Origin of the sequence: Streptomyces colwelliae (assembly GCF_048158785.1) — a bacterium.
Classification (GTDB): Bacteria; Actinomycetota; Actinomycetes; order Streptomycetales; family Streptomycetaceae; genus Streptomyces.
Window position 1 is genome coordinate 1 of the sequence record NZ_JBLTJC010000357.1, and the last position, 10,368, is coordinate 10,368.

Genomic DNA, 10,368 nt, shown 5'->3' on the forward strand with positions numbered 1-10,368 from the left:
TGGTACCGGACGCGGTCGCCAAGGTGGTCGCCGGCTGCACCCACGCGCATGGGCGCCTCCGGTGCCGAGGGCGAGATCACGAAGCTGCCCGCACCGGCCGGCTTCAAGGCCCCGCTCGTCCTCGCGGGGTCCGGCGATGGTGATTCGCAGGGCTTCGGGGATCGTGGTGCTGAGGGGCTCGACGGCCGCGACGCGGGGGAATCCGGTGGCCGCGACACGGGAGGTTCCGGCGGCAGTGGCGCGGGGGGCCCTGGTGCCAGGGGGCACGGCAGTCGCGATGCCGAGGTGGTCGGTGGCCGTGGTGCGGAGATCTCCGGTAGCCGGAGCGCTGGGACTTCCGGCGGCCGTGGTGCCGGGGATCGAGGCGCGGGAGGTTCTGCCGGCCGTGATGCCGGGTCAGTCGGGGGCCTCGACGCCGACGGGGTCGGCGGCCGTGCCGCGGTGCCCTCAAGTGCCCGTCCCCTCGACGGAGTTCCCGAGCGCGCCCGTACCGGAGTTCCGGAACACCATGCCCTCGCCGGTGTCCCCGAACCCCAACCCCTCGACAACAACGACGCGTTGGCGTTGATCAGCAGCAACGCCCTCACCCTCGGCCAATCCGCCCTCGCCCTGCACGAGTTGCGCGGGCTGATCGGGGCCACGCAGGTCGTCGGGGCGCTCTCGCTGCTCGCCGTGGACGGTTCGCACGAGCCGTACGCCGCGCCCGTGCACGCCGCTCGGCCGCATCGGGGGTCCACCGAAGTCGCCCGGCGGATGCGGGAGTTGATCGGGGCCGCCGACCGGCCCACTCCTCCGCTCGGGCGTATTCAGGACCCGTACGGCTTCCGGTGCCTGCCGCAGATCCACGGGCCCGCGCACGACGCGGCGGACGCGCTGGAGGAGGTGCTCGCGATCGAGATCAACGCCGCCGCCGAGAACCCCTTCATCTCCGCCGAGGACATGACCGCCTACCACCACGGCGGCTTCTACCAGGCCCAACTCGTCCTCGCCCTGGACCACTTCAGGCTCGCGCTCACCCAGGTGGCCCGGCTGTCGACGTCCCGGCTCTCCTCGCTGAACGAGCCCGCGTTCACCCGCCTCAAGCCGTTCCTCGCCGACAACGAGGCCGCGTCCTCCGGCGTGATGATCCTGGAGTACGCCGCCGCTGCCGCCCTCGGCGATCTGCGCGCGTTCTCGGCTCCCGCCTCGCTCGGGCACGCTGTACTCTCCCGGGGCGTCGAGGAACAGGCCAGCTTCGCCTCGCTCGCCGCACGTCAGACACTGCGCGCCTGCCGCGCGTACCGTCTCGTCGTCGGCTGCGAACTTGTCGCCGCCGTACGGGCGTTGCGCCAGCGGGGCCTGCGGCCCGACCCGGAACTCCCGGTCGGCCGCGCGCTGGAGCTGGCCGAATCGGTGCTCGACGACGAGACGGCGGACCGGCCGCTCACGGACGATGTGACGGCGGCGGCCGGACTGCTGGACCGGTTCACCGAGATCTGGAGGGGGAGCACGTCATGAGCGCGGACAGGAGTGTGGACGGGACCATGGATGGGGCCGTGGACGGTGCCGTGGACAGGGGGATGGGTGTGACCGACAGCCCGGCCGGCCGGCTACAGGCGCTCTTCGAGGGGCACCGGCTCACGCCGACCCAGCGGCGCATCGCGCACAGCATGGTGCGCCGCGCCGCCGAGGTGCCGTTCCTCTCCAGCGTCGAACTCGCCGAACTCGCCGGCGTCAGCCAGCCCTCCGTGACCCGCTTCGCGGTCGCCCTCGGCTTCGACGGCTACCCGGCGCTGCGCAAACACCTCCGCGAGGTCGCACCCGCCGAGTCGACCCCGGACACCGCGTCCTACAACGAGTACCAGCAGGCCGTGGAAGCCGAGATCGAGAACCTGAAGCACCTCGCCGAGATACTGGCCGACCCCCGGCCGGTCGCGAAGGCGGGCCGCCTGCTCGCCGCCTCGCGCCCGCTGCCCGTCCTCGGCCTGCGCGCGGCGGCCTCCCAGGCGTACGGCTTCGCGTACTTCGCCGCCAAGGTCCATCCGGACGTACGGCTGCTCAACGAGGGCGGCACGATGATCCACGACCGGATCGACGCGGCCGTCCGCGCCGGCGCCACCGCCCTGCTGTGCTTCGCGCTGCCCCGGCATCCGCGCGAGGTCGTGGACACGCTGGCGTACGCGAGGGAGGCGGGCCTGACCGTCGTCACCGTCGCGGACTCGGCGTTCGCGCCCGTCGCCAAGGTCTCCGACCTGCTGATCCCGGCCGCCGTCGGCACCGGCCTCGCCTTCGACACGGCCTGCGCGCCGATGCTCCTCGGGCGGGTCCTCCTGGAGGCGATGTGCGACGACCTGCCGGACGCGCAGGCCCGGTTGGAGGAGTTCGACGCGCGGGCGGCGGCGCGGGGGCTGTTCGTGGAGTGAGACACCCTGTCCCGTCTGGTGTCTTCTCAGACTCGTCTCACGTTCGCTCACTAGTCTCCCGGCCGGACAGAGCTGTGCCGGGACGACCAGGAGGCGGGACGTGGCACGCGGAGATCGCAGAGTCCAGGGGCTGGCCCGAGTGGCAGTCGTCGTACGGGCCGGAGCCGCCCCGATGTGGTGGTTCGGGGTGCTGGCGGCGGGTGTCGGCGTGCTGCTGCCCGGCATCACCGGGCGCCGGATCGGGGTGATGGCCGGAGCCGCGCTGTTCATCCTCGCGGCGATCGTGGTGTCGTACGCGCGCCGCAAGCGGTACACCGCCCTCGCGCGCGGCGCCGCCCGGGCCGGCAAGCACGACGTGCTCCAGGATCGCGCGGTGAGCGTACGGAACTGGCGCCGCGCCCACCGCTGGTGGCTCGTCCTCGCCTTCGCGCTCGCGCTGGGCAGCGGGTTCGCCGTGCCCGCGGCGGGCGGCATGCTGCTCGCCGGTGCCGGTACGGGCCTGCGTCTCAAGGCCGCCTGGCTGGGCCGCCGTGAGCGCGCCGACGACGTCCTGCTGTGGATCCGGGTCGACTGGCTGGACAAGCGGCACGGTGCCCCCGCCGGCAAGCCGGTCAAGGGCTACCGCTCCACCGGCATCGCCGCGGGCGACGCGACCCCGGGCGGGGCGCGCCGCCGCAGCGACGTCTTCGCCTGAGCGGGGTCCTAGACCTCCAGGTCCGCCTCGATCTTCTTCAACTGGTGCCTGGCCATCGCCAGGTTGGCCCGGTTGGAGTCCAGGACCAGGTAGAGGAACAGGCCGTTGCCGCCGCGCCCCTTGATCAGGCGGATCAGGTGGTACTGGCTCGACAGGGTGATCAGGATGTCCTCGATCTCGCCCTTCAGGCCGAGGTGCTCCATCGTGCGCAGCTTGGAGCGCACGACGTCGGTGTTCCCGGCGGCGGCGACGCCGAGGTCGAAGGTCTTGCTGCCGCCCATCGTGCCGAGCGCCATACCGCTGGTGTAGTCGACGAGCGCGACCCCGGTCGCGCCCTCGATGGAGGTCAGCGCCTCTTTGAGGGAGGTTTCGGTGTTGGCCATGACAGTGCTCCTTTGGTTCCGTTCAACTTTCCGTGGTGGTGCGCGCGTTGGTGCCTGTGGTGGTGCGTGGTGCGCGCGCTGTTCTCGTTCGTGCGGTGGTGGTTTTCGGGGGCGCCTTGGCGGGCGCCACGTCGGCCTGCTCCTCGGATGCGGATGCGGATGCGGATGCGGGTGCGGACGCGGATGCGGCTACGGCGGTGGCCTCGGTCGCGGCCGCCATCTCGGCGTCGACCAGTTCCCCGATCCGGGCCCCCGCGCGGCGGCCCTCCAGCAGCAGCCGGCCGACGTGGACACGGTCCTGGGCGAGCACGGTCAGCACGGCGCCCCGGCCCGCCGCGTAGGTCGCGACATAGCCGTAGACCCCGCGCACGATCAGCTCGCGGAAGTCGCCCTGCCCGGTCGCGTCCGCCATCTGTACGGCCACGCCGAGCGCCGTCACGGTCAGCGCGGCCACCCGCTCCGGCTCGACGCCCGGGGTGTCCTGCGCCAGGACGAGACCGTCGACGCCCGCCGCCAGCGCCCCGGTCAGCTGGGGCACGCGGGCTCTCAACCGGCGCAGCTCGTCGAGGATCTCTGCCTCGGAGGCCATCGGCTCTCTCCTCTCGGCGCGTGCTCGCTGCCACTCAAAGGGCCTCCAGCGCATCTCTGAGCCTCTTCAGCAAGGTGATGTCGGGATCGGTGACGTCGGGCAGGGGACGGGCGGCGGGAGCGGGCGGCCGGGGCGACACGAGCCCCGCCGACACCAGCCGCCGGACGTCCAGCAGCGTGGGGTACGCCCGCCGCCCCAGCGCCCGCGCGATGTCCGGCGCCGTGCGGACGCCGTCCACCCGCGCCAGCACCGCCGCCTGCCGGGCGGTGATCGGCGAGGGCGCGACGGGGTCGGCCCGCACCAGCGGCGCGCCGTCCGTCGCCGCGTCCGGCCAGACGCGGTGCAGCAGATCGCGGCGGCGCAGCGTCTCGCGCTCCAGTGCGGCCACCGGAACCGGCCGCACACCCCCGACCGGATGCGTGACGCCGTAGCGGAAACGGCCCGGGGTGCTGCTGGGCGCGAGTACGAAGTACGCCGCGTCGTACAGCGCCCCGAGGTGGCACAGTTCCAGCGCGCCCGGGCTCAACTGGCCGCCGTCCAGCAGCAGTCGGGTCGTGGCGTGCCGGTCGTCGGTCGCCCTGGCCGCGGCCTCCCAGGCGCCGGCGCGCAGCGTGTCGTGCGCGGTGAGGAGGAGGTCGAGGCCGGGCGCGGAGGGGCTCTCGGCGTGTACGACCCGGCCGTCCACGAGATGGAGGCTGCCGCGCTCACGGACGAGGACACCGGTGGCCTCCTCGGCGGCGAGCCGCGTCAGCATCGGCGAGACACCGCCCCAACCCCGGTCGCCGGCGGCGGCCTTGGCCCGCACCGGCAGCCGGGGTGGCGGGGTGGCGGGCGTGGCCTTGACCGCGGTCATCCCAGCACCAGCCGTCCGGCCATCTCGCCGAGCCGGATGCGGGCCAGCGCGAGATTGCCCTCCGCGCGGGCCAGCCACAGATGCAGGAACACACTGCTGTCGAACGACGTCCGCACGAACCGGAGCACGTGATAGCTGTCCCGGTTGCTGACGATCAGATCCTCCAGCGGAGGATCGTCGGCCTCCTCACCGTCCTCCCCGATGGACGCGAACGCCCGGTGCTCCGCCGCGAGCCGCGCCAGCTCGGCGGCCTCGGCGGCACTGGCCTCCTGGTCGCCGCCGGGTGACTCCCCGACGACCCCCAGGGCCAGCCCGCTCGTCCAGTCGACCAGCGCGGCGCCCCGGGCACCGGGCAGTCGCATGGCCTCAAGTAAGCACTCGTCGATTCCGGGCACCGTGGCTCCCCTCCCGCCTGCGGTTCGGCTGAGTGACGACGAAGCTACGCACCGTGTGGCCGAGGGGTGAGGGATCTGGCATTTTCCGGTGGAACATGCCCCCGAGTGACTAAGGTGGGTCAACTGACCCCGTTTTCACACGAGTTGCATGGGTCAGTTGAACCCTGCTCGCACCGGTGTGCGTCAACGGCGCCCGGGCGCGCGCAGGGTGGTGAGCGCGGCTCCGTGCGCCCCGCCGGATTCGGCCACGATCTCCGTCACCGTCTGAGGCTCCCGCACGGTCGCGAACGCCACGCCCCCGGAACCGTCCGGCACGAAGCCGTACACCCCGGGCCGGGCAAGGGAGTTGTAGGCGTAGTGCGCCGCGAAGTAGTACGCCCCGGTGTCCAGCGCCGCCGCGTAGTCACCCTGCTCCAGCAAGGGCAGTGCCTGTCCCTCGGCCAGCAGATCACCCGCGAAGCACGCGGGCCCGGCGACGTCCTGCACCACGTCCGCCCCCGACTTGGGCCGCCCCTTCCCGTCGTAGGCGGCGATCCGCAGCGGCCACGACTGCGGCGCGTACACCGTCCGCGTCGCGACCTGCACGCCCGCGTGCGTGATCGCGATCGGCCGCCCGCCGGCACTCTTCGCGTACTCGACCCGGGCCACCACCGTCCCCTGCTTGGCCAGCATCGACCGCCCGAACTCGGTCACCAGCCCGTACCGCCCGTCGAACAGTCCCGGCACCGCCTCCCGCAGCAGCCGCGCGTACTGCGCGTACGTCGGGGTCGTCGCGTCCGAACCGAAGTTCACCCCCAGGCCGCCGCCGATGTCGAGCGTGTCGATCTGCCGCCGCCCAAGCCGCGCGTTGATCTCCTCCGCCAGCTCGTACGTCTCCGCGACGCCCCGCGCCAGCAACGCCAGCGGGATGCCCTGCGACCCGGTGTGCGCGTGCAGCCGGGTCAGCCACGGCCGCTCCGCGAACGCCCGCACCACCCACTCCCGCGCCCCCTCGTCCCGCAGCGCCACCCCGAACTTCGAGGTCGCGGTCGCCGTGGAGAGCGCGGCGATCGACCCGCCGCCGATCTGCGGATTGACCCGGAGCCCGAGCGGCGAACGACTGCTCGCCGACCGCATCAGCGCGTCGATCCGCGCCAGCTCCTGCGGATTGTCGGCGTTCACCGCGATCCCCAGCGCCAGCGCCTCCCGCAACTCCGCCGGCGTCTTAGCGGGCGCGTCCAGCACGGTCCGCTCCGGCCGTACGCCCGCCGCCCGCGCGAGGGCCAGCTCACCGGGGCTCGCCACCTCCGCGCCGATGCCCTCCTCGTGCAGCAGCCGCAGCACCGGCACGAGCGGACTCGCCTTCACGGCGAACGCGTGCAGCACGGGCGTCCCGGGCGCCGTCACCGCGTCGAACGCCGCGCGGAGCGCCGCCGCGGACTCCCGGATGCCGGTGACGTCCAGGAGTGCGGCGATGGGGGCGCCGGGTCCCAGGAGCCCCTGCTCCACGGCGGCCCGCACGGCTTCGTCCCGGCGGGCGGTGCGTTCGGCGCCGGGATCCATGCGATCCGTGCCGGTACCGGTGCCGTCCGTGTGACCCTGGTTTTCGTCGTTCACTGCTGCCCCCGTCATGTCGCTGCCCGTGGTCGTTACATCCAGCCAAACACTCAGACCCTGCCCACAAGGACGCCTCCATGTATTGACTAGTTCTATTCACGAAGACAGGATGTGAATAGCAGCAGTAAAAACGCGTAGCTCAGACCCGCTGAGAGCAGTCCGCTAGGAGGCAGACCATGTCAGGACCCCGCCCCGTACGAGCACCGCGCGGTACGGAACTGAGCGCCCTGGGATGGCAGCAGGAAGCCGCCCTGCGGATGCTGCAGAACAACCTGGACCCCGAGGTCGCCGAACACCCCGACAAGCTCGTCGTCTACGGCGGCACAGGCAAGGCCGCCCGCGACTGGCGCTCCTTCGACGCCATGGTCCGCACGCTGCGCACCCTGAAGCAGGACGAGACGATGCTCGTCCAGTCCGGCCGCCCGGTCGGCGTGATGCAGACCCACGAGTGGGCGCCGCGTGTCCTCATCGCCAACTCCAACCTCGTCGGCGACTGGGCGAACTGGGAGGAGTTCCGGCGCCTGGAGGCCCTCGGCCTCACCATGTACGGCCAGATGACCGCCGGTTCCTGGATCTACATCGGCACCCAGGGCATCCTCCAGGGCACCTACGAGACCTTCGCCGCCGTCGCCGCGAAGAAGTTCAACGGCACCCTCGCCGGAACCATCACCCTCACCGCCGGCCTCGGCGGCATGGGCGGCGCCCAGCCCCTCGCGGTCACGATGAACGACGGCGTCGCGATCTGTATCGACGTCGACCCGCGCGCCATCGAACGCCGCATCGAGCACCGCTACCTCGACGTCCGCGCCGACTCCCTCGCGCACGCGCTCCAGCTCGCCGTCGAGGCCCGCGACGCCCGCCGCCCGCTCTCCATCGGCCTCCTCGGCAACGCCGCCGAACTGCTCCCGCAGATGCTCGCCGAGGGCGCCCCCATCGACATCGTGACCGACCAGACCTCGGCCCACGACCCCCTCGCCTACCTGCCGGTGGGCATCGCCTTCGAGGACATGGCCGACGCCGCCGCCAAGGACCCGGCGGGCTTCACCGTCCGCGCCCGGGAGTCCATGGCCAAGCACGTCGAGGCGATGGTCGGCTTCATGGACGCCGGCGCCGAGGTCTTCGACTACGGCAACTCGATCCGCGGCGAGGCCCAACTCGCCGGGTACGAGCGGGCGTTCGCCTTCCCCGGCTTCGTCCCCGCCTACATCCGCCCCCTCTTCTCCGAGGGCAAGGGCCCCTTCCGCTGGGCCGCCCTGTCCGGCGAGGCCTCCGACATCCACAAGACCGACAAGGCGATCCTCGACCTCTTCCCGGAGAACGAGTCCCTGCACCGCTGGATCAAGCTGGCCGGCGAACGCGTCCACTTCCAGGGCCTCCCGGCCCGCATCTGCTGGCTCGGCTACGGCGAGCGCGACAAGGCCGGCGAGCGCTTCAACGACATGGTGGCCTCCGGCGAGCTGGCGGCCCCGCTGGCCATCGGCCGCGACCACCTCGACTGCGGCTCCGTCGCCTCCCCGTACCGCGAGACCGAGGCCATGCTCGACGGCTCCGACGCGATCGCCGACTGGCCGCTGCTGAACGCGATGGTCAACGTGGCATCGGGCGCCTCCTGGGTCTCCATCCACCACGGCGGCGGCGTCGGCATGGGCCGCTCCATCCACGCCGGCCAGGTCTCGGTGGCCGACGGCACGAAGCTCGCCGGCGAGAAGATCCGCCGGGTCCTCACGAACGACCCCGGCATGGGCGTCATCCGGCACGTCGACGCCGGGTACGACATCGCGGAGCGGGTCGCGGACGAGCGGGGTGTGCGGGTTCCGATGCGCGAGGGTGACGACGCGTGACCCTTCCGGGAGATGAGCGGGGCGGCAACTCCTCGGTGGGGGCGGGGAGTTCGTCGCCGTCCGCGGGTCCGGCCGTGCCCACCCTCCCCCACTCTCAACTCCGTTCGAGCGGGGGGACCCCCATCGCCCTGCGGAACGACTGCCCACAGCCTGTAGCGGCTGCTGGTGCCCCCGCCGGCGACCAACAGCCTGGCGCGGCTGTGGGCCCTGGCACCGGACAGCCTGGCGCGGTACCGGCCGGCGCAGGGCACCAGGGCCTGGCCGGTAGCTCCTTCCACGAGATGTGGCGCGAGCTGCTCCCCATCGGTCGGCACCCCGACTCTCGCGGTTACCGCCGCTACGCCTGGACCGGCGCCGACGCCGAGTGCCGGACCTGGTTCGAAGAGCAGGCGAAGTCCCGCGGCCTGACCTACGAACTCGACCGCAACGGCAACCAGTGGGCCTGGCTGGGCGACCCCGCCGCCGGGGACGCCGTCGTCACCGGGTCGCACCTCGACTCGGTACCCGACGGCGGTGCCTTCGACGGCCCCCTCGGAGTCGTGTCGTCCTTCGCCGCGCTCGACGAACTGCGCGGCAGGGGAGTGGAGTTCACCAAGCCGCTCGCCATCGTGAACTTCGGTGACGAGGAGGGCGCCCGCTTCGGGCTGGCCTGTGTCGGCTCACGGCTGACCGCCGGGCAGCTCACCGTCGAGCAGGCGCACCGGCTGACCGACGGCGACGGGGTCACGCTGCCGCAGGCCATGGCAGCCGCCGGTTACGACGCCGACGCCATCGGCCCCGACCCCGAACGGCTCGCCCGCATCGGCGCGTTCGTCGAACTCCACGTCGAACAGGGCCGCGCCCTGGACCTCTCCGGCGACCGGGTCGGCATCGCCAGCGCCATCTGGCCGCACGGGCGTTGGCGGTTCGACTTCCGGGGCGAGGCCAACCACGCCGGTACGACGAGGTTGGTGGACCGCCGCGACCCGATGCTGTCGTACGCCGAGACCGTGCTCGCCGCTCGCCGCGAGGCCCAACTCGCGGGCGCCGTCGCCACGTTCGGGAAGATCGCCGTAGAACCGAACGGCGTCAACGCCATCCCCTCCCTGGTGCGCGGCTGGCTCGACTCCCGCGCCGCCGATCAGCAGACCCTCGACACGGTGGTCACCGGCGTCGAGAAGGCGGCCCGCGAGTACGCCGAGGCGCACGGTATCGACCTCGACATCGTCCGGGAGTCCTTCACTCCCGTCGTCGAGTTCGACCACGCCCTGCGCGACGAACTCGCCCGGGTCCTGGGGAAGAACGGCGAGGACGCGCACCTGAACGTCCCCGTCCTCGGCACCGGTGCCGGACACGACGCCGGAATCCTCTCCGGGAGCATCCCGACCGCCATGCTGTTCGTGCGCAACCCCACGGGCGTCTCGCACTCCCCGGCCGAGTTCGCGGCCGAGGACGACTGCGTGGCCGGGGTGACCGCACTCGCCGACGTACTGGAAGGGCTGGCTTGCACGGCGGACGACGTGCATCCGGGGATCCAGTTGCTGCTGGAGATCGGAGCGCACCGTCCCGAACTCCTGCTGACCGGGAAGGCGTTGACCGATCAGGGCCGCGTGGCGGCCGTGATGATGGACGCCGG

10 protein-coding genes are annotated in these 10,368 nt (G+C 72.6%); 5 read left to right on the forward strand and 5 right to left on the reverse strand.

Annotation, left to right across the window (positions count from 1 at the left end):
* The first annotated feature begins 48 nt into the window (after nucleotides 1-48).
* From ACNFOC_RS43420 to ACNFOC_RS43430, 3 genes are all read left to right on the forward strand, one after another.
* Complete coding sequence (locus ACNFOC_RS43420) at nucleotides 49-1,497, forward strand: aromatic amino acid lyase (protein ID WP_416964516.1); 1,449 nt, start codon at nucleotides 49-51, stop codon at nucleotides 1,495-1,497.
* Nucleotides 1,498-1,523: 26 nt separating this feature from the next.
* Nucleotides 1,524-2,402: a MurR/RpiR family transcriptional regulator gene (locus ACNFOC_RS43425; RefSeq protein ID WP_416964522.1), complete on the forward strand. Its 879-nt coding sequence runs from the start codon at nucleotides 1,524-1,526 to the stop codon at nucleotides 2,400-2,402.
* A 100-nt stretch (nucleotides 2,403-2,502) separates the two neighbouring features.
* A complete protein-coding gene (locus ACNFOC_RS43430; RefSeq protein ID WP_416964517.1) occupies nucleotides 2,503-3,096 on the forward strand; it encodes a hypothetical protein in 594 nt (197 codons plus the stop codon).
* A gap of 8 nt (nucleotides 3,097-3,104) precedes the next feature.
* On the opposite strand, the gene ACNFOC_RS43435 is transcribed toward ACNFOC_RS43430, so the two are convergent.
* From ACNFOC_RS43435 to ACNFOC_RS43455, 5 genes are all read right to left on the reverse strand, one after another.
* The gene (locus ACNFOC_RS43435) at nucleotides 3,105-3,479 is read right to left on the reverse strand and encodes a roadblock/LC7 domain-containing protein (protein ID WP_393751922.1); all 375 of its coding nucleotides are present in this window, start codon (nucleotides 3,477-3,479) and stop codon (nucleotides 3,105-3,107) included.
* Nucleotides 3,480-3,501: 22 nt separating this feature from the next.
* Nucleotides 3,502-4,068, reverse strand: coding sequence for a roadblock/LC7 domain-containing protein (locus tag ACNFOC_RS43440; protein ID WP_416964518.1), 567 nt, complete (start codon nucleotides 4,066-4,068; stop codon nucleotides 3,502-3,504).
* 34 nt (nucleotides 4,069-4,102) lie between these two features.
* Nucleotides 4,103-4,921 (reverse strand): transcriptional regulator, encoded by an 819-nt coding sequence (locus ACNFOC_RS43445; protein WP_416964519.1) that lies wholly within the window; start codon nucleotides 4,919-4,921, stop codon nucleotides 4,103-4,105.
* Nucleotides 4,918-5,316: a hypothetical protein gene (locus tag ACNFOC_RS43450; protein WP_416964520.1), complete on the reverse strand. Its 399-nt coding sequence runs from the start codon at nucleotides 5,314-5,316 to the stop codon at nucleotides 4,918-4,920. The genes ACNFOC_RS43445 and ACNFOC_RS43450 overlap by 4 nt, the downstream gene beginning before the upstream one ends.
* A 183-nt stretch (nucleotides 5,317-5,499) precedes the next feature.
* The gene (locus ACNFOC_RS43455; protein WP_416964523.1) at nucleotides 5,500-6,858 is read right to left on the reverse strand and encodes a type III PLP-dependent enzyme domain-containing protein; all 1,359 of its coding nucleotides are present in this window, start codon (nucleotides 6,856-6,858) and stop codon (nucleotides 5,500-5,502) included.
* A 230-nt stretch (nucleotides 6,859-7,088) separates the two neighbouring features.
* On the opposite strand from ACNFOC_RS43455, the gene hutU reads away from it, so the two are divergent.
* Complete coding sequence (gene hutU / locus ACNFOC_RS43460; RefSeq protein ID WP_416964521.1) at nucleotides 7,089-8,753, forward strand: urocanate hydratase; 1,665 nt, start codon at nucleotides 7,089-7,091, stop codon at nucleotides 8,751-8,753.
* 281 nt (nucleotides 8,754-9,034) lie between these two features.
* A partial coding sequence (locus ACNFOC_RS43465; RefSeq protein WP_416964524.1) for an allantoate amidohydrolase occupies nucleotides 9,035-10,368 on the forward strand: 1,334 nt, incomplete at its 3' end.

What these genes read in the sequence shown, in the direction of transcription:
- ACNFOC_RS43445 (WP_416964519.1), bottom strand. Translation starts at nt 4,921, where the DNA reads ATGACCGCGGTCAAGGCCACGCCCGCCACCCCGCCACCCCGGCTGCCG.
- hutU (WP_416964521.1), top strand. Translation starts at nt 7,089, where the DNA reads ATGTCAGGACCCCGCCCCGTACGAGCACCGCGCGGTACGGAACTGAGC.
- ACNFOC_RS43425 (WP_416964522.1), top strand. Translation starts at nt 1,524, where the DNA reads ATGGATGGGGCCGTGGACGGTGCCGTGGACAGGGGGATGGGTGTGACC.
- ACNFOC_RS43440 (WP_416964518.1), bottom strand. Translation starts at nt 4,068, where the DNA reads ATGGCCTCCGAGGCAGAGATCCTCGACGAGCTGCGCCGGTTGAGAGCC.
- ACNFOC_RS43420 (WP_416964516.1), top strand. Translation starts at nt 49, where the DNA reads ATGGGCGCCTCCGGTGCCGAGGGCGAGATCACGAAGCTGCCCGCACCG.
- ACNFOC_RS43435 (WP_393751922.1), bottom strand. Translation starts at nt 3,479, where the DNA reads ATGGCCAACACCGAAACCTCCCTCAAAGAGGCGCTGACCTCCATCGAG.
- ACNFOC_RS43455 (WP_416964523.1), bottom strand. Translation starts at nt 6,858, where the DNA reads ATGGATCCCGGCGCCGAACGCACCGCCCGCCGGGACGAAGCCGTGCGG.